Raw genomic sequence first — 22,022 nt, forward strand, 5'->3', positions numbered from 1 at the left:
CCCTTGCGGCGCAAAGAAAAGGCCCCGCCATCCGGCGGGGCCTTTTGCATGGGCAATCGGCAGATTACTCGTCCTTCTTGTCGCGCGACAGCAGGGCGATGGCGGCCTCTTTCGGGTTTTTCCCCTCATAGAGCACCTTGAAGATCTGTTCGCAGATGGGCATCTCGACGCCGCAGCGCGCCGCCAGCAGATGCACTTCCTTGGTGTTGCGATACCCTTCCACCACCTGACCGATCTCGGTCATGGCAGTGTCGACATCTTTACCGGCGCCAAGCGCCAGTCCGAAGCGACGGTTGCGCGACTGGTTGTCGGTACAGGTGAGCACCAGATCCCCGAGCCCGGCCATCCCCATAAAGGTTTTGGCATCGGCTCCAAGCGCAGCTCCAAGACGCTGCATCTCCACCAGACCCCGGGTGATGAGCGCGGTTCTGGCGTTGGCGCCAAAACCCAGCCCGTCGGAGAGACCGGCACCGATGGCGATGACGTTCTTCACTGCACCACCCAGTTGCAGACCGACGAAGTCCGGATTGGTATAGACCCGGAACGAACGGCCACAGTGCAGCAGATGGGAGAGATCGTCGGCGAAATCATCGTGGGTCGAGGCGACCGAGATGGCGGTCGGCATGCCGGCAGCCAGCTCCTTGGCGAAGGTCGGGCCGGAGATGACCGCCAGCGGCATCTCGTCACCCAGCACCTCGCGGGCCACATCCTGCAGCAGGCGGCCGCTGTCAGGCTCCAGCCCCTTGGTGGCCCAGGCGATACGGGTATCGGGGCGCAGGAAGGGTTTGACCTGAGTCAGCACCTGGCCGAATACGTGGCTCGGCACGACCAGCAGCAGTACGGGGGCAGCCTGTACCGCACGTTGCAGATCCGCAGTCAGCTGCAGATCGGCAGGAAAAGGGACATCCGGCAAAAATGCCTTGTTGCAGCGATCCTGTTCCAGCTCGGCGACATGGGCGGGGTCATGACCCCACAGCAGGGTCGGATGACCGTTGCGCGCCAGAGAAATGGCAAGGGCGGAGCCGTAAGACCCCGCCCCCAGGACCGAGATAGCGATCTGGTCAGCCATTATCAGGCTTCCGCAGTCGCCTGCTGGGCCTGAGCTTGCGCCATGTGCTGGGCAAACAGGGCATCGAAGTTGACCGGTGCCAGGTTCAGCTGCGGGAAGGAACCCTTGCTCACCATGTTGGCCACGGCTTCGCGGGCATACGGGAACAGGATGTTCGGGCAGAAGGCAGCCAGGCAGTGAGCCAGTTGCGGCTCCGGCAGGTTGCCGATGGTGAAGATACCGGCTTGCTGAACTTCGCACAGGAAGGCAGTTTCGGTTTCCAGCTTGCAGGTGACGGTCAGGGTCAGCACCACTTCGTAGACGCTGTCAGCCAGGATGTTGGTCTTGGTGTCCATATCCAGCTTGACGTCCGGCTGCCACTCTTTCTGGAAGATGTGCGGGGTGTTGGGCGCTTCGAAAGAGACATCCTTGGTGTAGACACGCTGGATGTGGAATTCCGGTTGTACTTCCTGGTTGTTGATCTCGTCAGCCATTTCGTTTGCTTCCTTTTATATGGATAAGTGGGCACAGGCCCTGCTTGAATCAGCGTTAATCAGCGCTTCTTGGTGACCGGCAGATTTTCTGCACGCCACTGGGCCATGCCACCGCCGAGCACATATACCTGCTGGAATCCGGCCTTGCTCAGTTGACGACCTGCGCCGCCCGCAGTCATTCCCGACTCGCACACCACTATGATGGGGGCATCTTTATGCTTTTCAACCGGGCCCAGGTTATTGCTCTGGATCTGGGTGAGGGGCAGGTGCTGGGCACCGGCCAGATGGCCCTTGGCGTACTCTTCCTGACTGCGAATATCCACCACGGTGGCGTTTTCACGGTTGATCAGCAGGGTCGCGGTGTGGTTGTTGACGGTTTTTACCGGAGAAAGACGGGCACGCACAGTGGTGTAAACCAGAGTGCCTGCCAGGCCGAACCAGGCTGCGGTCAGCAGCGGGTTGCGAGCCGCGAAATCCAAATACTCTTGCATCTTCTACTATCCAGGGATCAAGACAAGGGCCCGAGTATACATGGGGGAATAGCCAAGATCAGCCATCTTGGCGGGAAAGCGCGAGCAGGCTCCCATCACGATTCGGTATGTTGCGCCCCTGAAACGGCGCTGTGCGGAGCCGAGGGGGTCGCCCTTGGCTATCAGGTGACTATTTCGGCAGATGTAGTAATATTACGCTAGTTTCATTTCCCGCATTTTTTCCAATCCGAGAGGACATAGTCTTATGTCAACAGCTAAGAAACCTTTGGTTCTGGTCATCATGGACGGTTGGGGCTACAGCACCAAGCAGGAGTTCAACGCCGTCGCTGCCGCCAAGACTCCCAACCTCGATCGTCTGGCCCGTGATTACACCAGCACCCTGATCTCCGGCTCCGGCCTAGACGTCGGTCTGCCGGATGGCCAGATGGGCAACTCCGAAGTGGGCCACGTCAACATCGGTGCCGGTCGCATCGTCTATCAGGAGCTGACCCGCATCTCCAAAGACATTCAGGACGGCCCCTTCTTCGAGAACGTGGAGCTGGCCAAGGCTGTTGACGCTGCCGTGAGCAACGGCAAAGCCGTTCACATCATGGGTCTGATGTCTCCGGGTGGCGTACACAGCCACGAAGAGCACATCATGGGCATGATCGAGATGGCCGCCAAACGTGGCGCCGAGAAGATCTACTTCCACGCCTTCCTGGATGGTCGTGACGTGCCGCCGCGCTCCGCCCAGTCCTCCATCGAGCTGTTCGACGCCCTGTTTGCCAAGCTGGGCAAGGGCCGTTTCGCCTCCATGATCGGCCGTTACTACGCCATGGACCGCGACAACCGCTGGGATCGCGTGCAGCAAGCCTATGACCTGATGACCCAGGGCAAGGGCGAGTTCACCGCCGAGAGCGCCACCGAAGCACTGGCTGCCGCTTATGCCCGCGATGAGAACGACGAGTTCGTCAAAGCCACCCGCATCGGCGAAGCTGCCCCTATGGAAGATGGCGATGCGCTGATTTTCATGAACTTCCGTGCCGACCGTGCCCGTGAAATCACCCGCGCCTTCGTTGACACCGACTTCACCGGCTTCGCCCGTGCAGTCGAGCCGAAGCTGAACTTCGTGATGCTGACCGAATACGCGGCCGACATCAAAACTGCCTGTGCCTACCCGCCGACCGCTCTGGTCAACACCCTGGGTGAGTGGCTGGCCAAGCAGGGCAAGACCCAGCTGCGCATCTCCGAAACCGAGAAGTATGCTCACGTCACCTTCTTCTTCAACGGTGGCGAAGAGGCCTGCTTCACTGGCGAAGATCGCGAAATCGTCGCCAGCCCGAAAGTGGCTACCTATGACCTGCAGCCGGAGATGAGCTCCGAAGAGCTGACCGACAAGCTGGTTGCAGCCATCAAGAGCGGCAAGTACGACGTCATCATCTGTAACTACCCGAATGGCGACATGGTTGGTCACACCGGTGTGTTCGATGCCGCCGTCAAAGCCTGTGAAGCCGTTGACCACTGCATCGGTCGCGTTACCGACGCCCTAGCCGAAGTGGGTGGCGAGTGCCTGATCACTGCCGACCACGGCAACGCCGAGAAGATGATGGACGAAGAGACTGGTCAGGCTCACACCGCCCACACCAATCTGCCGGTTCCGCTCATCTACTTCGGTCGCAAAGCCGAGGTTGCCGAGGGTGGCAAACTGTCCGATCTGGCCCCCACCATGCTGACCCTGATGGGTCTGCCGGTACCGCCGGAAATGACTGGCAAGCCCCTGATGATTCTGAAATAATCCTTCCCCATGCGGGGATGCGAAGTTATTTCACCAAAAACCAGTCGCGTCGGCCTGTTGGCCGGCGCGCTGTTTTTTTGCCTGTCGTTTGGCGCCAGCAAACCGGTTTTGGCCGCCAATCAGCAGCTGGGCGCCATGCAGTCCCAGATCAAGGAACAACAGCAAACCATCAAGCTCAGCAAGCAGGAGCTGGCCAAGCTCAACGCCCAGCTAAAAGCTGACGAGCAGGCCATCTCGGCCGCCGCAGCCAAACTTGATGAGACCAGACAGCAACTCAAGCAAAACCAGCAGAAGCTGGCCAATCTGCAAAAAGACAAGCTGGCGCTGGAGCAACAAGCCAAACATCAGAAGCAACTGCTGGCCAAGCAGGCGGAAAGCGCCTTCACCGCCGGCAGTCACGATTACCTCAAACTGCTGCTCAATCAGCAGGATCCGGCCAAACTGAGCCGCTCCCTCGACTACTACGACTACCTCAACAAGGCGCGCATCGAAGCCATCGAGGCGCTGCGTGCCACCCGCGACAAGCTGGCGAAAAACCAGCAAGCCACCAAAGAGACCGAGAGCAAGCTGCAAGCCCTGCTGAGTGAACAGCAGGAGCACCACCAGACCCTGCTGGCCAGCCAGCAGAGCCGGGCCAAGGTGCGCAACCAGCTGCAACAGTCGGTCGAGGATGACGAACAGAAGCTGACCCAGCTGGTCAAGGCGGAGAAAGCGCTGAAGGCCCGACTGGAAGAGCTGCGTCGCAAACGGGAAGAGCAGGAGCGCCGCGAACGGGCCGAACGGGAACGGCTGGCCAAGCTGAAGGCGGAACAGGAGCGTCAGCGCCGTCTGGCAGAACAGCGCCGTGCCGAGCAGCAGCGTCAGGATCAGGCGAGCCAGCAGGAGGTCGCCAGCACCAAGCCGGAGCGCGGTTCCGGCATCAGCAGCGCCGGCCACTACACCGGGCTCAAGACCAACGGCAGCCTGCGCTGGCCGGTACAGGGGCCGATCCTCATCGCCTACGGCTCGCCGCGTACCGCCGAACTGAAGTGGAAAGGCACCCTGATCGGCGCCAGCGAAGGAACCCAGGTCAAGGCGGTCGCCCCGGGTCAGGTAGTCTACGCCGACTGGCTCGACGGCTTCGGTATGCTGCTGGTGATCGACCACGGCAGCGGCTACATGAGCCTCTACGGTCACAACCAGTCGCTGCTGCGTCAGGTGGGCCAGAATGTGGAGCAGGGCGAACCGGTGGCGCTGGTCGGCGACAGCGGTGGACAGGACAGGCCCGGCCTCTACTTCGAGATCCGCTATCAAGGCGAGGCCATCAACCCGACCAAGTGGCTGGGCAAGCGCTCGTAACGCCGCGCACCAGCCCACATCAGCCAAAAGCCTGCCCTGCGCAGGCTTTTGTCATTCAAGGGGAAGAGGCACCTCCCCTCTTTGGTGAAAAATTACATATTTTTCAGTCAGCTCAGGGGAAGACGATCAAACCGACCTGCTCCAGCAGCGTCTGCTGCTGATCCTCGTTAATCATCACCCCCTGCAGATCGATCCGGCGCAGATCCAGCCCCGGCAGATCACACTGGCGCAGGTCGCAACCCTGCAGGCTGAAGCTGCTCCAGTCGATCTGGCCAAACTCGGAACCACTGAGGTCAGACCCCGCCAGTGATGCGCCGAACAGGTTGGCCCCCTGCCAGCGGTTGCCGCTGAGCTCGCACTTCTCCAGCAGGCAGCCTTCGAAACTGGCATAGCTGAAGTTGTTGCCGGTCAGGTGCGCCTCGCAGAAGTAGCTTTTGGCGGTGATCCTGTTGGCAAAGCTGGCATGGCCGAAGTTGATGCCTACCGCCTGACAGTCGCGCAGCTCCAGCCCCAGACACTGGCTGCGACTGCAATCGACCATGGTGAGATCGCAGCGCAGAAAGCTCGCCTCGCGCAGGTCGCAACCCTGCATCAGACAACTCTGCTCGCTCTCCCGATCGTAGAAGCTGCAATCGACGAAGCGGCTCTCACCAAGATCGAGCCAGGAGAAGTCACAGCCGATAAAGCGGCACTCCGAGAAGTGCTCCCCCTCCACCTCATCCTGCGTGAAACGCACCTGTGCGAACTGCTTGCCTTTTACCATCGGAAATCTGCCTCTTTACGGTTTCATATGCTGACTTTCGCCGCCAAAAACGGTAATGTTACAAGTAACATTCATCCTGGATACCGTCATGAGCCCCACTCGCAAGCGCCGCCCCACCCTGCAGGATATCGCCGACCTGACCGGGGTCACCAAGATGACCGTCAGCCGCTATCTGCGCGATCCGCAGACCGTGGCCGAGGGCACCCGCGAGCGGATCGCCGCGGCGGTGGAGGAGCTGGGCTATATCCCCAACCGGGCGCCGGATATTCTCTCCAACGCGACCAGTCGGGCGATCGGCATCCTGATCCCTTCCCTCTCCAACCAGGTCTTCTCGGCGGTGATCCACGGCATCGAAGCGGTGACCCGACCGGCCGGCTACCAGACCCTGCTCGCCCACTACGGCTACAGCCCGGAGCGGGAGGAGGAGCAGATCGCCTCGCTACTCTCCTACAACGTGGATGGCCTGATCCTCTCCGACAGCCGCCACACCGAGCGAACCCGCAAGATGATCGCCACTGCCGGCATTCCGGTGGTGGAGACCATGGATCTCCCCCCCGACCCCATCGACATGGTGGTCGGCATGGATCACAAGGCGGCCGCCCGGGCCATGGTATCAGAGATGCTGCGCCGGGGCCGACGTCAGGTGGTCTATCTCGGCGCCCGTCTCGACGTGCGGACCCAGCTGCGGATGGAGGGTTATTATCAGGCGATGCAGGACTTCGGCCTCACCGGCCAGCACCTGCTGACCGAGCAATCCTCCACCTTTACCCTCGGCGGCGAGCTGCTCGATCAGGCGCTGGCGCGCTACCCCGACCTCGACGGCATCTTCTGCACCAACGATGACCTGGCCGTCGGCGCCCTGCTGCAGTGCCAAAGCCGCTGGATCCCGGTGCCGCAGCAGATTGCCATCGCCGGCAGCAACGCCCTCGACATCGGCCACGCCATGACCCCCAAGCTGGCCAGTATCGTAACCCCCCGCGAAGAGATCGGCCGCGAAGCGGCCACCATGCTGCTCGCCCGCCTCGGCGGCAAACCGCCAGCCGAGAGCCGCAAGGATATGGGCTTCACCCTCTATGAGGGAGAAAGCCTCGGCTGATCCCTTGCCATCATGGCGCGTTGGCCCGTCATGATGGCGCATCCTGCCACCGCGTCTCGCCATCCTCTGCTCTATGCTGGCCCGGCATTCCAGCCACATGTCAGGAGCAGAAGATGAACAACACCGAACGATTGCAAGCCTGCCTGCAGCGCGTTGTCTGCGATCCCCGCTTTACCCTGGCCGAACTCGACCAGTGGTTCACCCCGGATTACTGCCAGCGGGTGAACGGCGAGCAGCTCGACTACGCCGCCTTTCGCCAGCACATAGCGACGCTCAGAGATCATCTGGCCGAAGCCACCATCGAGTTTGTCGCCACCATCGCGCAAGGGGACAGGGTGCACTCGACCCATGTGGTACGAGCCACCCGCCACGATGGCGCCCCGCTGGTCTGCAAGGTGAGCGGTCTCTTCACCTTTCGCGACGGCAAGATCTGCCAGACCGACGAGGTGACCTGCCTGCTGAGCGGCAGCGAGCAGGATGCCGACATAGGTTCACGACGCTGAGTCGCGCCGGGCGAAACGCTGGTGCGCGCGGGAGAAGGCGGCGGGATCTTCGTAACCGAGCAGGTCGGCAATCTGCGCCGATGTGAACCCCTGATACTGCAACTGGCGGGCCCGCCCCATCACCACCTGCTCGCGCCACTGGCGGAAGGTGCAGCCCAGCTGCTGGAGGAAAAGCCGGTTGAGGGTGCGCAGCGAAGCGCCGCAATCCATGGCCAGCTCGGCAAGCGTGGTGTTGATGGAGGGCGCCTGACAGAAGCGCTCCAGCACCCGCAGCAGGCGCGGGTCGAGGTTGGCCGCCAGCGCAGGCTGGGCCACTTGCGGGGCAGCTCGCGCCAACTCGTGACCAATCACCGTCAGATAGGCCTCCCGCTCGGCCCCCTCTTCCAGCTCGCTGAGGCGGGCAAAGAGGCCGGCCAGCAGCGGTGTCACCTGGCGCAGGCCAAAAGGGGCTGATAGGGACGATGCGGTATAGATAAGCGAGAGGCGAGAGTGGCGCAGCACGCGAAATTCATGCTCCCAGCCCGCCGGAATAAAGCAGAGCTGGCCGGCAACCAGCAGCTCGCTGGCAGCACCGCCGGTGATAACGCCGCCACCGTCGTGCATGTAGCAATACTGGGCCTGTGGATGGCAGTGCAGCGAAGTGAAGTGCCCTTGCGGGCAGGAGCGATGGAGAAAGGACATATCGGCCAGCCGGATAAGAAACCGACCACGACCATAAGGGAGCAGACGGCACCCTGTAAATGGCTTTTCCGCCGTCAGAATGGCCAAAAGAAGCAGGCCACCCGAGGGTGGCCTGTTCGATTTATCTACACGACTTGCGCTTAGCGTTTAACCAATTCAACCGCTTCGCGGGAGAGGCGAGTCACCTCTTCCCAGTTACCGCTCTTGACCGCATCGGCCGGCAGCATCCAGGAGCCGCCGACGGTGGCCACGCACTTGAGCGCCAGATAGTCGGCCACGTTTTTCGGGCCGATACCGCCGGTGGGGCAGAACTTCACCTGGGGCAGCGGCGCGGCAATGGCGGAGAGCGCCTTGGTACCGCCGTTCGCTTCGGCCGGGAAGAACTTCAGGTGGTCGTAGCCCGCTTCCAGCGCCTGCATCACTTCAGACGGAGTAGCCACACCCGGGATCAGCGGTGCAGTGCTCTTGGCCGCATGGGCCAGCAGGGCCGGGGTCATCCCCGGGGAGATGACGAAACGGGCACCGGCAGCAACTGCTGCGTCAAACTGCTCGCAGTTGAGCACGGTACCGGCACCGACCATGGCATCCGGCATCGCCTTGGCGATGAGGGCGATGGCATCGAGCGCCACCGGGGTGCGCAGGGTGATTTCGAAGACAGAGATGCCGCCGTCGAGCAGCGCCTTGGCCATCGGCAGGGCCTGATCCAGCTCGTTGATAACCATCACGGGTACCAGCGGGGAGGCGGCAAACACCTCGGCCGGGGTCACTTTCCAGTTCTGCATAGCTCTTCCTTAGTCAAAGATGGTGGCGCCACACTCGGCGCTCGATACCGCGCGACGCATCACGCTGAACAGTTCACGACCCCACCCCTCTTGTTCCAGAGTGAGGTCAATCTCGGCCTGGGTACGGCCACTCAAATCGGTCAGGCAGTCGAGGCTGCCGTTTACCGCGTCAACCCGCAGCAGATCGCCATCGGCAAGCAGGCCAATGGCCCCGCCGTGCAGCGCTTCCGGGGTGACGTGGATGGCGGCCGGGATCTTGCCGGAAGCACCTGAGAGACGGCCGTCGGTGACCAGCGCCACCTTGTAACCCGCCTTCTGCAGGTTGCCGAGCACCGGCATCAGCTTGTGCAGCTCCGGCATGCCGTTGGCGGCCGGGCCATTGTGGCGCACCACGATCACGGCATCCTGATTGAGATCACCCGCCTTGTAGGCCGCTTCCACCGCATGCTGGGAGGAGAAGACCCGCGCCGGCGCTTCAATCACCCGATACTCGGGAGCCACGGCGGAGACCTTGACCACGGCGCGGCCCAGATTGCCCGCCAGCAGCTTGGTGCCGCCGGTGGCCTGGAATACGCTGCCGGAAGGCGACAGCACGCTCGCATCGCCGCTCTCACCGACCGGCTGCCATACCAGCTGGCCGTCGACCAGAGCCGGACGGCTGAGGTAATCCTGCATCTCGCCAAAGACCGGGGTGGCATCCATATGGATCAGCCCCTCTTCGGCCAGACGGCGCATCAGGCCGGGCACGCCGCCCGCCTGTTCGAAGGCGTTGACGTCGGCCGGGCCATTCGGGTACATGCGAACCAAGAGCGGCACCACGTCGGAGAGATCGCTGATGTCATCCCAGGTCAGTACCAGACCGGCCGCGCGGGCCAGCGCCACCATGTGGATGCTGTGGTTGGTGCTGCCGCCGGAGGCGAGCAGGGCCACCAGACCATTGACCAGCGAGCGCTCATCCAGCACTTCGCTCAGCGGGCGATAGGCCGGAGAACCCGGGATCATGGCGCTGATGCGGCGGGCCGCCTCAATGGTCAGGGCATGGCGCAGTTCGCTGTGCGGGTGGACGAAGGCGGAGCCCGGCAGCATCAGGCCCATGGCCTCGAACACCAGCTGATTGGTGTTGGCAGTGCCGTAGAAAGTGCAGGTGCCCGCTGCATGGTAGGCGCCGCACTCCATCTGCAGCAGGGCATCGCGGCCCACTTCACCGGCGGCGTACTGCTGGCGAACCTTCACCTTCTCGTCGTTGCTGATGCCGCTCGCCATCGGGCCGGCCGGCACGAAGGCAGTCGGCAGGTGAGCGTGGGAGAGGGCCCCCATGATCTGGCCCGGAGCGATCTTGTCGCAGATACCGAGCAGCAGGGTGGCATCGAAAGTGTTGTGAGAGAGCGACAGCGCGGTTGCCTGAGCAATCAGATCGCGGGAGAAGAGGGACATGTCCATCCCCGGCTGACCCTGAGTCACCCCGTCGCACATGGCGGGCACGCCGCCAGCAACCTGAGCACTGTGGCCCAGCTCGGCCAAGGCTCCCTTGATGATATCCGGATAACCCTGATAGGGCTGATGGGCACTCAGCATGTCGTTGTAGGCGGTGACGATGCCGACGTTGGCACGGGTCATGTCGAGGATGCGACCCTTCTCGTCACTGCTGCAGGCGGCCACGGCGTGGGCCAGGTTGCCGCAGGCCAGTGCGGCGCGGGTCTTGCCCTGCTCGGCCTGACGCTGGATGCGGGCCATAAAGGCCTGACGACGGGCGGCACTGCGCTCGCGGATGCGGGCAGTGACGTCGGAAATTACCTTATGAATCATTGGGCTTGCTCCAATGCTGTGACGGCGCGGTCAACCACCTGTTCGAAGGTGCCGTCGATATCGATGTGGAATACACCGGCTTCGCCATCCGGGCGCTCCAGGGTATCGAACTGACTTTGTACCATGCTTTCGCGCATGAAGTGGCCCTTGCGGGCACGCATCCGCTCGAGGATCAGCGGCTGGCTGCCATCGAGGAAGATAAAGCTGACCGACTCGTTGCCTTCGCGGATCTGGTCGCGGTACTGTTTTTTGAGGGCGGAGCAGACGATGATGCCGGTCTCGTTCTTCTGCTCGAGACTGTAGGCAGCGTCGCGGATCCGCTCCAGCCAGGGGGCGCGATCCTCATCGTTGAGGGGGTTGCCGCCAGCCATCTTCTGGATGTTGGCCTTGGGGTGGAGATCATCACCATCGATGAACTTGGCGCCCAGCGCTTCTGCCACCTTGAGGCCCACGCTGGATTTACCGCTGCCACATACACCCATCACGATAATGCACTTACCCGCCATAATTTGACCTCTGTCCCACTTTTCAAAAAACCAGCTGTTGATGGGTTCTAATCTAGCACGTTACCGGTAACATGTTACCGGTAACGATTAAAAATGTGAAGTCTGCCACAGACTGAGCAAACCCATAGTCACCTGGGCATATGATGTTGAGCCCTTGCCATAAATCTAAATAAATCATAAAGATATGGTTTGTCGACGGATCGACAGGGTGTCACTACCGAACTTGGATTAAGGAACGCATAACAATGTCTGACCTCTCCCTGATCATGACGGCCGCCGGCTCGATCGTGCTGCTGCTCTTCCTGGTGATGAAGGCTCGTCTGCACGCCGTCGTCTCCCTCATTCTGGTCTCCATGGTGGCCGGTCTTGCCGCCGGCATGAACCCGGCCGACATCGCCGCCACCATCCAGAAAGGGATGGGCGGCACCCTCGGCTTCGTCGCCGTGGTGGTGGCGCTGGGTGCCATGTTTGGCAAGGTGATGGAAGTGACCGGTGCCCTCGACCGGGTGGCTCACACCCTGCTCGGCAAGTTCGGCGTCAAGCGCGCCAACTGGGCCATGGCCCTGACCGGCTTTGTCTGCGCCCTGCCGCTCTTCTTTGACGTGGCCGTAGTGCTGCTGATCGGCGTCGCCTTCGCCATCGTCCGTCGTGGCGGCGGCAGTGTGGTGAAGATCGGTATCGCCCTGCTGGCGGGTATCGCCACCTGTCAGGCCTTCCTTATTCCGGCGCCGGGCCCGATCCTGGTGGCTTCCCAGCTGGGTGCCGACTTCGGCTACATGATCCTGTTCGGCCTGATCGCAGCCGTACCGGCACTGATCCTGGCTGGCCCGCTGTTCGGTGACTTCATCAGCAAGATCGTCGATGTACCGCTGCCTGCCGATGCCCAGAACAGCGTGCACGATGACAGCAAATCCCTGCCCTCCTTCGGGCTGGCCATGGGTCTCATCGGCCTGCCGCTGCTGATGATCGGCCTCAAGACCATCGTCGGCCGCTTCGTCGAGGCGGGCTCTACCCTGCACAACTGGCTGGAGTTCATCGGTCACCCCTTCACTGCCATCATGGTCGCCTGTCTGGCCGCCTTCTATCTGCTGGGTATTCGCCGCGGCATGTCCCGTGACGAGGTGATGAGCGTCTGCAACAGCGCCATCCAGCCGGCCGGCGTCATCATTCTGGTTACCGGTGCCGGTGGCGTCTTCAAGCAGGTACTGGTTGATTCCGGCGTGGGTGCCGCCCTTGGCAACATGCTGGCCGACTCCGGTCTGCCCATCGTCGCACTGGCCTTCATTCTGGCCGCCGCGGTACGGGTGATTCAGGGCTCCGCCACCGTCGCCATGCTGACCGCCTGTGGTCTGGTGCTGCCGATGCTGGAGCCGCTCGGCCTGAACGGTGCCCAGCTGGCTGCCGTCACCATCGCCATCGGCGGCGGTGCCATCGTGCTCTCCCACGTCAACGACTCCGGTTTCTGGCTGGCCAACCGCTACCTCGGCCTCTCCGAGAAGCAGACCCTGCAGACCTGGACCGTGATGGAGACCATCATCGGCACCACCGGCGGCGTGATGGCGATGATCATTTACAGCTTCCTCTGATCACTGCCGATACGCACAAAAAAGGCCTCACTTGTGAGGCCTTTTTCATCTTTCTGACGATTCTTTCTTTGGCTGAGAGGGCGAGATTGCTAGAATCGCCTATTCATCGCTCCGAGTGGAACGCTTAACCCCGTGATTTCAGGTCTCTCTATGCATTCATCGGCCCATTATCGACAACTGCTGACACGCCTGCCCCAGATCGCCGTCGCGGCAGACCAGTTTGAAGTGCTCTACAGCGCCAAGGATTTCAAGCGCCGCATTCTTGCACTCATCGCCAGTGCCACCCAGCGCATCTATCTGGTCGCGCTCTATCTGCAGGATGACGACGCGGGTCGCGAGATCCTCACCGCCCTCTACGAGGCCAAGCAGCGCAATCCGGCCCTCGACGTCAAGGTGTTCGTCGATTTCCACCGTGCCCAGCGCGGTCTGATCGGCAAGGGCAAGCAGGGTGGCAACCACCTGATGTATCAGGAGATGGCTGCCCGCTACGAGCACAAGATCGAAATCTACGGCGTACCGGTCAAGGGGCGCGAGCTGCTCGGCGTGTTGCACCTCAAGGGCTTCATCTTTGACGATGCGGTGCTCTACTCCGGTGCCAGCCTCAACGACATCTACCTGCACCAGCAGGATCGCTACCGCTTCGACCGCTATCACCAGATCATCAGCCCGGAGCTGGCCCGCAGCATGGTCAACTACGTGGATGACCTGTTCGTGAAGAGCGACGCCGTGCAGCGGCTGGATCGCAGCGACGTGCCCAGCGCCAAACAGCTGAAAGGGCCGATCCGCCGTTTCAAGCTGAGCCTGCGTCAGGGGCAGTACCGCTTCGCCACCATGCCGGTCAATACCCAGGAGGTGGCCATCACCCCGATGGCGGGTCTGGGCAAACGCAACAACCAGCTCAACCAGATGATCCGCAATCTGGTGCGCTCCACCGAGCGGGAGATCTTCATCTGCACACCTTACTTCAACCCGCCCAAGGAGTTGAGCAAGGATATCGAGGATCTGCTGCAGCGCGGCTGCAAGGTAACCATTGTGGTGGGCGACAAGACCGCCAACGACTTCTTCATCCCGCCGGAGGAGAAGTTCTCCACCATCGGCGGCCTGCCCTATCTGTACGAGACCAACCTGCGCAAGTTTGCCGAGCGCAACCAGCATCACATCGATGATGGTCGCCTCAACCTGATGCTCTGGTGCTGCGAGCGCAACTCCTACCATCTCAAGGGGATCTTCGTGGATGACGAGTGGGCCCTGCTCACTGGCAACAACCTCAACCCGCGCGCCTGGGCGCTGGATCTGGAGAACGGCCTGCTGGTGCACGATCGTCGCCACCACCTGCGTCCCCAGTTCAATGCCGAGCGGGAGAACATTCTGGCCAACACCAAGCGGATCAGCCACTTCGATCAGGTTGAGCAGATCCACGACTACCCGGAGCAGGTGCGCAAGCTGCTGGGACGGATCCACCGGGTCAAGGCGCATCTGCTGCTCAAGCGGATCATCTGACTTCGGGGCGCGCAGCGCCCACTCTGCCCAACGGCAATCAGACCAAGGCCTCCCGTTTTCGGCAGGCCTTTGTTATATCCGCCATCTCCCCCGCGTTGGCAGCCCTGCCAGCAGCAACTCGGCTTGCATCGGCCCCTCAACAACCCCTATCATCTGGACATATTTACAGTGTTTTCGGGCATCTAATTGATGAAATTGGATAAAATTCCTCTCGACAGCCTCAAGGGTGTCGGCAGCAAGATGCAGGAGAAGCTCGAGCGGCTGGGACTGGCCACGGTACAGGGCCTGCTGTTCCACCTCCCCCTGCGCTACGAGGACCGCACCCAGGTGTGGCCCATCGGCGATCTGCCGCCCGGGCTGCACGGCGCCGTCGAGGGGGAGATCCAGGACACTCAGCTGGTGATGGGGCGCCGTCGCATGCTGGTCTGCCGTATCAGCGATGGCACCGGCACTCTCACCCTGCGCTTCTTCAACTTCACCGCCGCCCAGAAGAACAGTCTGGCGACAGGCCGCCTGATGCGCTGCTTTGGCGAGGTGCGCCCCGGCAAATACGGGCTGGAGATGGCCCACCCCGAGTACAAGCTGCTCGGCGAGGAGCAAGCCGGCCAGACCGAAGAGGCACTCACCCCCGTCTACCCGACTACCGAAGGACTGCGCCAGCTCACCCTGCGCAACCTCACCAATCAGGCGCTGGCCCAGCTCGACCTCTATGGCGTCGAGGAGCTGCTGCCCGCCGGCCTCTATCCCCACCAGATTGAGCTGGCCGCCGCCCTGAAATTGCTGCACCGTCCGCCCCCCTCGGTGGCTCTGCCGCTGCTCGAGAGCGGCCAACATCCGGCCCAGCAGCGGCTGGTGCTGGAGGAGCTGCTGGCTCACAACCTCTCGGTACTCAAGGTGCGCGCTCAGGCACAAACCCAGCTGGCCCGCGCCCTCAAACCGGCGCCCGCGCTGGTCGAACAGCTGCTCGGCGCCCTGCCGTTCAAGCCCACCGGCGCCCAGAGCCGGGTGGTGGCCGAGATAAGCAAGGATCTGCAACAGAGCCACCCCATGATGCGGCTGGTGCAGGGTGACGTAGGCTCCGGCAAGACCCTGGTCGCCGCGCTGGCCGCCCTGCAGGCCATCGGCAACGGCTGTCAGGTGGGCTTGATGGCGCCGACCGAGCTGCTGGCGGAACAGCACGCCATCAACTTCGCCAAGTGGTTGGAGCCGCTCGGCATCGGAGTCGGCTGGCTGGCGGGCAAGCAGAAAGGCAAGGCGCGGGAGGAGGCGCTGGCCGCCATCGCCGATGGCAGCGTCAAGATGGTGGTGGGCACCCACGCCATCTTTCAGGAGCAGGTGGTGTTCCAGCGTCTGGCGCTGGTCATCATCGATGAACAGCACAGATTCGGGGTACATCAGCGCCTCGCCCTGCGCGAGAAAGGGGAGCGTGAGGGCGTCCATCCCCATCAGCTCATCATGACCGCCACCCCTATCCCCCGCACCCTGGCGATGACCGCCTATGCCGACCTCGACACCTCGGTCATCGACGAACTGCCGCCGGGCCGAACCCCCATCACCACGGTCGCGCTGCCCGACAGTCGTCGTGGCGATGTGATCGAACGGGTCAAGCTCGCCTGCACCGAGGGCAAGCAGGCCTACTGGGTCTGCACCCTGATCGAGGAGTCGGAGGTGCTGGAGTGTCAGGCCGCCGAGGATACCGCCGCCGAGCTGCAGAACCTGCTGCCCGGCCTGCACATTGGGCTGGTGCACGGCCGGATGCGTCCGGTCGAGAAACAGCGGGTGATGGAGGAGTTCAAGGCAGGCATACTGCAACTGCTGGTCGCCACCACCGTCATCGAGGTGGGGGTGGATGTGCCCAACGCCAGCCTGATGATCATCGAGAACCCGGAACGGCTCGGGCTGGCCCAACTGCACCAGCTGCGCGGCCGGGTCGGACGCGGAGCGGTAGCCTCGCACTGCGTGCTGCTCTATCATGCCCCCTTGTCCAAAACGGCCCAGAGCCGGCTCGGGGTGCTGCGTGAGACCAACGATGGCTTCCTCATCGCCCAGCGGGATCTGGAGCTGCGCGGCCCGGGGGAACTGCTCGGCACCCGCCAGACCGGTCTGGCCGATCTCAAGATCGCCGATCTGGTGCGGGATCAACCGCTTATTCCGCAGGTACAGAAGATGGCGCGCTTCCTCATGGATAGGCATCCGAGTCATGTCGAACCCTTGATACGGCGCTGGCTTGGCTTACGGGATCACTATTCCAATGCCTGACCTGCGGAATCACGCTGCCAACACCTGATCGCTCAACCAATACAGGAGGAAAGCACTTATGAATTCCTGGCTACGCGGCCTGCTCTACACCTTTGCCTTCCTGCTGCTCTTTGTCTGGGTTGCCCTCGGCCTGTTCGACGCCGAGCGCGCCAAAGGCCCCATCGCCAGCTGGATCAGCCAGCAGACCGGCGTGCCGGTCACCATAGGGCGACTGGTATTCAACCCGCTCCACCCCTACACCCTGCTGGCGGAGCAGGTGCGCTACGGCGATGCAGTCTCCCTCGACAAGATCTATCTGGAGATCGAGAGCATCGACTGGCTGAACCGCGATGTGCGGATCGCCCATCTCGACCTCATTCGCCCCGCCATCAAGCTGCCGCTGCCCAACCAGCTGCCCAGCCTGCCGGTGCACTCCCTCTCCATCGGTGACAGCACCATAGACAGGCTGAGCCTTGAGAGCGACGGGCTGACCCTGCGCGGCCTCAACGCCACCCTGAGCGACTGGGATCTGATCGATCCGAAACGCCAGCCACAGGCCAACCTGACCCTCAACATCGGCCAGCTGGAGACACCACAGTTCACCTTCGCCCGTCTCAGCCTGAAAGGGCGGCTGGAGGGAGAGGTACTGCGCAGCGACAAGCTGGTGACCAACCTGTTTGACGGCCTGCTGGAGAGCGGCATGGTGCTCGACTGGCCGGCACGAACCCTAGAACTGCACGATCTCAAGGCGCGCGGCATGCGGGTCGAGCTGGGGGATCTGGCACAGCACCAATTCCCGCTGCGGCAGGTGTCGCTGGATCGCGGCCAGTTCGACCAGGTGAGCATCAACTCCATCGAGCAGGAGCTCTCCTTCAACAACTTCAGTGGCCAGCTCACCGCCTTCAACTGGCAGGCTGGCAGCCAGCCCAGCGGCTATCTGGCGGGCACGCTGGGCGACATGGGGCGCGGCCTGTTCCAGCTGGAGGGGATCAAGGGCAAGCTCGCCTTCTCTCCCCAGCAGCTCGACGGAGAACTGCAGGGCAAAGCCTATGAAGGGGAGTTCAATGTCGAGCTCTCCCTCGATACCCAGCAGCAGAAGCTGACCCTGAAAGACGTGGCGCTGAGCGGCATGGATATCAGCCTGCCGCAGGGTTGGTGGCAGGATTGGCAGGGCTGGCGCCCGCAGCAGGTGGATATCCGCAAGCTGGCGTTCGACAAGCTCAAGGTGCTCTCCTTCGACGATTCAATCCCTCTGTCGCTGACCGGCTGGCAGCTCTACCTGAGCGATCTCGCCCTGCGTGGCAATCAGCCCGGCCCGCTGCTGGGCCGTGCCCGTATCGAGAGCAAGTGGTTCGAGCTGGTGTGGGATGGCCTCAGCGCCCGCAACGGCGAACTGGATGGCGAGCTGACCCCCAGCTCCTGGCAGTTGGGCAAGCTCACCAGCTCGCTGCCGGATGAGGGCAGCCTCAGCATGAGCGGCCAGTGGGCACGCGAACCGGGCCAGAGCAGCACCCTGCAGTTGAAGGCGACCAAGCTCGATCTGGAGCAGTGGGGCAAGATGTTCGGCTCTCCCGTCTCCTTCTCCGGCAAGGCAGATCTGAGTGCCGACCTGCAGGCGGAGCACGGCAGCGCACCGGGTGAGTGGCGCAGCACCCTGCAGGGCAGTTTCGCCCTCGACGCCAACGAACCCTTCTGGGACAAGGTGAAGATAGACCCGCTGCTGGATCAGTGGTTCAAGCAGGCAACAGCACCGGCGCTCAATCCGGATCAGCTGTGGCAGGCGATGCAGGGTGGCGATACCCCCTTCTACCGCGTCAGGCTGCAGGGCAAGATCGACAAGGGGCAGCTACAGCTCGAACAGGCTGGCGCCTCCACCATAACTCACCTGCTGGGTGCGCAGGGCGGCCTCGATCTGGTCAAGGAGCAGTGGCAACTCGATCTGGGAGTGCTCAACGGCAACCGCTGCGCCGAGCTGATCGGCCAGTGGCGCGGCCCGCTCACCGCGCCCACTCTGAGCTGGGACTTCAAACAGAAGCCGGATGGCTGCGGCTGGGAGACCGGGGTGCGCTACCCGCCGCAGGGCAACAGTGCGCCACTCTGGCGACCGGCTCCGGCGCCAAAAGCCCAAGCCCAAGCCCAAGCCCAAACCCAAACCCAAACCCAAACCCAAACCCAAACCGAGCAGGCGACCAACAGTCAGCAAGGGTAAAAACAGACAAGGCCTCATAATGAGGCCTTGTTGTTTGATGGGGAAACGACGTGGTTACTGGCCCGGACGGCGGGGCGGCTGCACCACGTAGTGACCGCAGAACTCCGCCGCCAGCTTGCCGCCGCTGAACAACTGGATATTGAGGCTGAAGGTGGCAGGCTCGCCCCGTTTTAGCGGCTGCAGTACAGCGGGCATACCCTCGCGGGCCACCCGCGCCTCCGGCTCCTCATCGACCGGGCCATGATATTTGATGGTGCTCTCGGCCAGCACAGGTTCGCCCACCAGCCCCTCCTCTTTAAGTTGCAACCAGATCAGCCCCCAGCCCGCCAGCACGCACTGACTGTAGACACTGCCGGCAAACATGCTGCCGTGCACGTTGAGGTTGGCCGCCAGATTGGCCTTGAGGTGGAAGGTCTGGCCGTCGTAGTGGCTGATGTGCATCCCCATCTTCTCGCTGATGGGCACCCCGCGCGACCAGCGGGTGGTGAGATCCTGACACCACTCCGGCCGATACTGGATGGTCTGCAACGGGCTCAGGGATTTGATCATCTGACGATGGGGAATGCGGCCAAAGGAGACGGGGCCGCCCCCCACTTCGAGAAAACCGCACTTGCGATAGAACTCCACCGCCTCCTGACGGGCGTTCATCACCAGCCGTTTCACCTTCTCGCTGCGGGCCAGCTGCTCGAGATCCTCCACCATTTTGGCGCCCAGCCCCTGGCCGCGATATTCGGGACGCAGCGCCATAAAGCGGATCTGCGCCTCGTCGCCGCCGATAAAGAGGCGCCCCACTGCGATGGGGGTGCCATCGGGTGCCAGCATCAGCCGGTGAATGGCAACCGTGTCGTATTCGTCCCGCTCGGAACCGACGGGCAGATTGAAGGGCTTACGCAGAAGTTCCCAGCGCAACTGGTAATAGGCATCCAGCTCGGCGGCTGTCTGAGGGGTGACTACCCGATACATAGTTTCATCCTTGAGTTTGCGCCGACTGGCAGATGGAAGGGCTTACGCAGACGTTTCCAGCGCAGCTTGCAGTAAGTACCCGGCTCGGCTGCCGTTTGGGGGGTGACCACCCGGTACATAGATCGATCCTTGAGTTACACTGGTCGGAAACCATCTTGCCGTGCAAATTCATGGACTTCAATCTGCAAGCGTACCAAGCCGATCACTTGTTGCACCTCAGCGTCAAACCCCAGCGCCGCCTCACCGTGCAGGAGAATGACCAGCATCGCTGGCTGGAGATAGACGGCGTGGTGCAATCCGCCATGTCGCTCGCCGACCCCGCAGCCCTCTGTCTGCCCCATCAGCGGGTCATCGCCTGCCTGCTGCCGGAACAGGCCGGGCAGATCCTCGAACTGGGGTTGGGTGGTGGTGATCTCACCCGCCATCTGAGTCAGCGCTGGCCCGATGCCCGCCACGAGTGCGTCGATCTCGACGAAGAGGTGCTGACCGTTTATCAGCAGTTTTTCCAGCATCAGGAGAGCGATGAACGCGCCGCGCCGGCACTCCATCAGGCCGATGCCCTCGCCTTTCTGGAGCAGAGCGAACAGCAGTACGATCTCATCCTGCTCGATCTCTTCAGTCAGGATGGCAACCCGCTGCTGCTGTTTCAGGAGCGGCTCTACCGGGCGCTGGCTCCCCGCCTCTGCGGCACTCTGGTCATCAACCTGTTGCCGCGCACCGAACTGGAGCTAACCCACGCCCTGACGCTGATAGAACAGTGGATTGGCCCAGCCACCCCCTACCCAGTCGCTGGGCTCATCAACGTGATCGTCCACGTCATACCGCGGGATCAGGCATCCTCAGACCTGTAGCCAGAAGGTAACCGGGCCGTCGTTGACCAGCGCCACCTTCATGTCGGCGGCAAAACGCCCGGTTGCGGTCGGGATGCCGCTGGCAGCAGCCTTCGCCACGAAGTAGTCATAGAGGCGTTCGGCCTCGCTCGGGTGGGCGCCGCAGGAGAAGCTCGGGCGCATCCCGCTCTTGGTATCGGCCGCCAGGGTAAACTGGGAGACCACCAGCAGGCTGCCACCGATCTGGCTGACATTGAGGTTCATCTTGCCGTTCTCGTCACTGAAGACACGATATCCGCTCACCTTGTGCAGCAGCTTGTCAGCCTTGGCCTCATCATCCCCCTGCTCCACCCCGAGCAGTACCAGCAGTCCCTGACCGATGGCGCCGGTCACCTCCCCCTCGACGGTCACGCTGGCCTCGCTGACCCGCTGAATCAGTGCAATCACATCCCTCTCCTCTGAAAACAGAACGACCGCCCCGGCTCGATTGCAGGGGCGGTCGTCGATGCTACCAATAAACCGGTGGCCAAGGCGATGGCTTAGCCAAGCTCCTCGCTCGCCGGCTTCTCGTACTCGCCGAGGCAGGCGGTAGTCTCCGCGCCGAGCAGCACCACCAGCCAACTCAAATAGACCCAGACAAACAGGATCGGGATGGTGGCCAGCGCACCGTAGATGGCCTGATAGGAGGGGAAGCTGGTGATGTAGATGGCAAAGCCGCGCTTGGCCAGCTCGAACAGGGTCGCCGCCACCAGCGCGCCGATAAAGGCGTGTGCCAGCCGCACCTTGCAGTTCGGTACCACGGTATAGACCAGCAGGAAGGTGAGCACCGAGAAGAGGAACGGCAAGCCGCGCAGCAGTAGATAGCCGATGCCGAACAGGCTCTCGGCGCCAAACAGCCGCAGCGAGAAGATGTAGGAGGAGATGGCGATGCTGGCACCGATAAGCACGGGCCCCAGGGTGAGGATCATCCAGTACATGGCAAACGCCTGCGCCAGCGGGCGGCCCTGAGTCGAACGCCAGATGTAGTTGAGGTTCTTGTCGATGGCGGAGATCAGCATCAGCGCCACCACCACCAGCGCCCCGATCCCCACCGCCGTGGTGTTGGTGGCATTGGCGACGAAGCCGTCGATGTACTCCTTGAGCACCTCTCCCGCCGTCGGTACGAAGTTGTGGTAGACGAACTGCTCCATCGCCTGTTTGAGGCTCTGGAACACAGGGAAGGCGGACATCATGCCAAAGACCACGGCGATCATCGGCACCAGTGAAAGCAGGGTGACATAGGCCAGATAGCCGGCGGTAACCGTCAATCTGTCCTGCTGGAAACGGCCCCAGACAAACTGGGCAAAGTGGCGACCATCATGGCGCAAGAAGGAGAGGGCGTGGGCCAAACGGCCGCTTACAGGCTGCTGCATCT

20 protein-coding genes are annotated in these 22,022 nt (G+C 62.5%); 9 read left to right on the plus strand and 11 right to left on the minus strand.

Going from position 1 to position 22,022, the window contains the following annotated elements; genetic code table 11:
• Positions 1 to 64: 64 nt before the first annotated feature.
• From gpsA to WE862_RS03170, 3 genes are read right to left on the minus strand one after another with little or no spacing between them, the layout of a single operon-like run.
• A complete protein-coding gene (gene gpsA, locus WE862_RS03160) occupies positions 65 to 1,069 on the minus strand; it encodes an NAD(P)H-dependent glycerol-3-phosphate dehydrogenase (RefSeq protein WP_042029482.1) in 1,005 nt (334 codons plus the stop codon).
• Between the two features lie 2 nt (positions 1,070 to 1,071).
• The gene (gene secB, locus WE862_RS03165) at positions 1,072 to 1,542 is read right to left on the minus strand and encodes a protein-export chaperone SecB (RefSeq protein WP_033115599.1); all 471 of its coding nucleotides are present in this window, start codon (positions 1,540 to 1,542) and stop codon (positions 1,072 to 1,074) included.
• 59 nt (positions 1,543 to 1,601) lie between these two features.
• Positions 1,602 to 2,033 carry a rhodanese-like domain-containing protein gene (locus WE862_RS03170; protein WP_042029483.1) on the minus strand — a complete coding sequence of 144 codons (432 nt, stop codon included), beginning with the start codon at positions 2,031 to 2,033 and terminating at the stop codon, positions 1,602 to 1,604.
• A gap of 244 nt (positions 2,034 to 2,277) precedes the next feature.
• On the opposite strand from WE862_RS03170, the gene gpmM reads away from it, so the two are divergent.
• Entirely contained in the window at positions 2,278 to 3,807 is a 1,530-nt protein-coding gene (gpmM, locus tag WE862_RS03175; RefSeq protein WP_042029485.1) for a 2,3-bisphosphoglycerate-independent phosphoglycerate mutase, read from the plus strand.
• A gap of 9 nt (positions 3,808 to 3,816) precedes the next feature.
• On the plus strand, positions 3,817 to 5,145 hold the full coding sequence (gene envC, locus WE862_RS03180) for a murein hydrolase activator EnvC (RefSeq protein ID WP_041209720.1): 1,329 nt from the start codon (positions 3,817 to 3,819) through the stop codon (positions 5,143 to 5,145).
• 112 nt (positions 5,146 to 5,257) lie between these two features.
• Here envC and WE862_RS03185 read toward each other — a convergent pair whose 3' ends face one another.
• A complete protein-coding gene (locus WE862_RS03185) occupies positions 5,258 to 5,908 on the minus strand; it encodes a Qnr family pentapeptide repeat protein (RefSeq protein ID WP_042029487.1) in 651 nt (216 codons plus the stop codon).
• Between the two features lie 88 nt (positions 5,909 to 5,996).
• On the opposite strand from WE862_RS03185, the gene WE862_RS03190 reads away from it, so the two are divergent.
• Together WE862_RS03190 and WE862_RS03195 are read left to right on the plus strand one after the other, a co-directional pair.
• Positions 5,997 to 7,004, plus strand: a complete 1,008-nt coding sequence (locus WE862_RS03190; protein WP_033115604.1) for a substrate-binding domain-containing protein — start codon at positions 5,997 to 5,999, stop codon at positions 7,002 to 7,004.
• Between the two features lie 113 nt (positions 7,005 to 7,117).
• Positions 7,118 to 7,507, plus strand: coding sequence for a nuclear transport factor 2 family protein (locus tag WE862_RS03195; RefSeq protein ID WP_042029489.1), 390 nt, complete (start codon positions 7,118 to 7,120; stop codon positions 7,505 to 7,507).
• Here WE862_RS03195 and WE862_RS03200 read toward each other — a convergent pair.
• The 4 genes from WE862_RS03200 to WE862_RS03215 all read right to left on the minus strand — a co-directional run bounded on the left by WE862_RS03200 (position 7,496) and on the right by WE862_RS03215 (position 11,282).
• Positions 7,496 to 8,188, minus strand: a complete 693-nt coding sequence (locus WE862_RS03200) for a helix-turn-helix domain-containing protein (RefSeq protein WP_042029491.1) — start codon at positions 8,186 to 8,188, stop codon at positions 7,496 to 7,498. The two genes, WE862_RS03195 and WE862_RS03200, sit on opposite strands and share 12 nt — an antisense overlap.
• Positions 8,189 to 8,328: 140 nt before the next feature.
• A complete protein-coding gene (locus WE862_RS03205; RefSeq protein WP_005342660.1) occupies positions 8,329 to 8,970 on the minus strand; it encodes a bifunctional 4-hydroxy-2-oxoglutarate aldolase/2-dehydro-3-deoxy-phosphogluconate aldolase in 642 nt (213 codons plus the stop codon).
• A gap of 9 nt (positions 8,971 to 8,979) precedes the next feature.
• Complete coding sequence (gene edd / locus WE862_RS03210; RefSeq protein ID WP_042029494.1) at positions 8,980 to 10,776, minus strand: phosphogluconate dehydratase; 1,797 nt, start codon at positions 10,774 to 10,776, stop codon at positions 8,980 to 8,982.
• Positions 10,773 to 11,282: a gluconokinase gene (locus tag WE862_RS03215; RefSeq protein ID WP_033115607.1), complete on the minus strand. Its 510-nt coding sequence runs from the start codon at positions 11,280 to 11,282 to the stop codon at positions 10,773 to 10,775. The genes edd and WE862_RS03215 overlap by 4 nt, the downstream gene beginning before the upstream one ends.
• A 245-nt stretch (positions 11,283 to 11,527) precedes the next feature.
• Between WE862_RS03215 and gntU the strand changes: the two genes are divergently transcribed.
• The 4 genes from gntU to WE862_RS03235 all read left to right on the plus strand — a co-directional run bounded on the left by gntU (position 11,528) and on the right by WE862_RS03235 (position 18,815).
• Positions 11,528 to 12,868, plus strand: a complete 1,341-nt coding sequence (gntU, locus tag WE862_RS03220) for a gluconate transporter (protein WP_019445052.1) — start codon at positions 11,528 to 11,530, stop codon at positions 12,866 to 12,868.
• Between the two features lie 150 nt (positions 12,869 to 13,018).
• Positions 13,019 to 14,368, plus strand: a complete 1,350-nt coding sequence (gene pssA, locus WE862_RS03225; RefSeq protein ID WP_019445053.1) for a CDP-diacylglycerol--serine O-phosphatidyltransferase — start codon at positions 13,019 to 13,021, stop codon at positions 14,366 to 14,368.
• A 189-nt stretch (positions 14,369 to 14,557) separates the two neighbouring features.
• Positions 14,558 to 16,627 (plus strand): ATP-dependent DNA helicase RecG, encoded by a 2,070-nt coding sequence (gene recG / locus WE862_RS03230; RefSeq protein ID WP_339058699.1) that lies wholly within the window; start codon positions 14,558 to 14,560, stop codon positions 16,625 to 16,627.
• 58 nt (positions 16,628 to 16,685) lie between these two features.
• On the plus strand, positions 16,686 to 18,815 hold the full coding sequence (locus tag WE862_RS03235; protein ID WP_042029497.1) for an AsmA family protein: 2,130 nt from the start codon (positions 16,686 to 16,688) through the stop codon (positions 18,813 to 18,815).
• A gap of 54 nt (positions 18,816 to 18,869) precedes the next feature.
• Here WE862_RS03235 and WE862_RS03240 read toward each other — a convergent pair whose 3' ends face one another.
• A complete protein-coding gene (locus WE862_RS03240; RefSeq protein WP_042029499.1) occupies positions 18,870 to 19,778 on the minus strand; it encodes a bifunctional GNAT family N-acetyltransferase/hotdog fold thioesterase in 909 nt (302 codons plus the stop codon).
• A gap of 170 nt (positions 19,779 to 19,948) precedes the next feature.
• Between WE862_RS03240 and WE862_RS03245 the strand changes: the two genes are divergently transcribed.
• Complete coding sequence (locus WE862_RS03245; RefSeq protein ID WP_042029604.1) at positions 19,949 to 20,629, plus strand: spermidine synthase; 681 nt, start codon at positions 19,949 to 19,951, stop codon at positions 20,627 to 20,629.
• Here the strand turns inward: WE862_RS03245 and dtd are convergent.
• A complete protein-coding gene (gene dtd, locus WE862_RS03250) occupies positions 20,618 to 21,055 on the minus strand; it encodes a D-aminoacyl-tRNA deacylase (RefSeq protein WP_033138812.1) in 438 nt (145 codons plus the stop codon). The two genes, WE862_RS03245 and dtd, sit on opposite strands and share 12 nt — an antisense overlap.
• A 92-nt stretch (positions 21,056 to 21,147) precedes the next feature.
• Entirely contained in the window at positions 21,148 to 22,020 is an 873-nt protein-coding gene (locus WE862_RS03255; protein ID WP_041209731.1) for a virulence factor BrkB family protein, read from the minus strand.
• Positions 22,021 to 22,022 lie beyond the last annotated feature (2 nt).

Origin of the sequence: Aeromonas jandaei, assembly GCF_037890695.1 — a bacterium.
In the GTDB taxonomy this organism is placed as follows: domain Bacteria; phylum Pseudomonadota; class Gammaproteobacteria; order Enterobacterales; family Aeromonadaceae; genus Aeromonas; species Aeromonas jandaei.

Excerpts from the sequence above, each read along its gene's own strand:
- WE862_RS03170 (WP_042029483.1), bottom strand. The coding sequence starts at position 2,033 with ATGCAAGAGTATTTGGATTTCGCGGCTCGCAACCCGCTGCTGACCGCA.
- WE862_RS03205 (WP_005342660.1), bottom strand. The coding sequence starts at position 8,970 with ATGCAGAACTGGAAAGTGACCCCGGCCGAGGTGTTTGCCGCCTCCCCG.
- WE862_RS03245 (WP_042029604.1), top strand. The coding sequence starts at position 19,949 with ATGGACTTCAATCTGCAAGCGTACCAAGCCGATCACTTGTTGCACCTC.
- gpsA (WP_042029482.1), bottom strand. The coding sequence starts at position 1,069 with ATGGCTGACCAGATCGCTATCTCGGTCCTGGGGGCGGGGTCTTACGGC.
- edd (WP_042029494.1), bottom strand. The coding sequence starts at position 10,776 with ATGATTCATAAGGTAATTTCCGACGTCACTGCCCGCATCCGCGAGCGC.
- WE862_RS03195 (WP_042029489.1), top strand. The coding sequence starts at position 7,118 with ATGAACAACACCGAACGATTGCAAGCCTGCCTGCAGCGCGTTGTCTGC.
- WE862_RS03235 (WP_042029497.1), top strand. The coding sequence starts at position 16,686 with ATGAATTCCTGGCTACGCGGCCTGCTCTACACCTTTGCCTTCCTGCTG.
- gpmM (WP_042029485.1), top strand. The coding sequence starts at position 2,278 with ATGTCAACAGCTAAGAAACCTTTGGTTCTGGTCATCATGGACGGTTGG.
- gntU (WP_019445052.1), top strand. The coding sequence starts at position 11,528 with ATGTCTGACCTCTCCCTGATCATGACGGCCGCCGGCTCGATCGTGCTG.
- WE862_RS03240 (WP_042029499.1), bottom strand. The coding sequence starts at position 19,778 with ATGTATCGGGTAGTCACCCCTCAGACAGCCGCCGAGCTGGATGCCTAT.
- WE862_RS03200 (WP_042029491.1), bottom strand. The coding sequence starts at position 8,188 with ATGTCCTTTCTCCATCGCTCCTGCCCGCAAGGGCACTTCACTTCGCTG.
- WE862_RS03215 (WP_033115607.1), bottom strand. The coding sequence starts at position 11,282 with ATGGCGGGTAAGTGCATTATCGTGATGGGTGTATGTGGCAGCGGTAAA.
- recG (WP_339058699.1), top strand. The coding sequence starts at position 14,558 with ATGAAATTGGATAAAATTCCTCTCGACAGCCTCAAGGGTGTCGGCAGC.
- secB (WP_033115599.1), bottom strand. The coding sequence starts at position 1,542 with ATGGCTGACGAGATCAACAACCAGGAAGTACAACCGGAATTCCACATC.
- envC (WP_041209720.1), top strand. The coding sequence starts at position 3,817 with ATGCGGGGATGCGAAGTTATTTCACCAAAAACCAGTCGCGTCGGCCTG.
- pssA (WP_019445053.1), top strand. The coding sequence starts at position 13,019 with ATGCATTCATCGGCCCATTATCGACAACTGCTGACACGCCTGCCCCAG.
- WE862_RS03255 (WP_041209731.1), bottom strand. The coding sequence starts at position 22,020 with ATGCAGCAGCCTGTAAGCGGCCGTTTGGCCCACGCCCTCTCCTTCTTG.
- WE862_RS03185 (WP_042029487.1), bottom strand. The coding sequence starts at position 5,908 with ATGGTAAAAGGCAAGCAGTTCGCACAGGTGCGTTTCACGCAGGATGAG.
- WE862_RS03190 (WP_033115604.1), top strand. The coding sequence starts at position 5,997 with ATGAGCCCCACTCGCAAGCGCCGCCCCACCCTGCAGGATATCGCCGAC.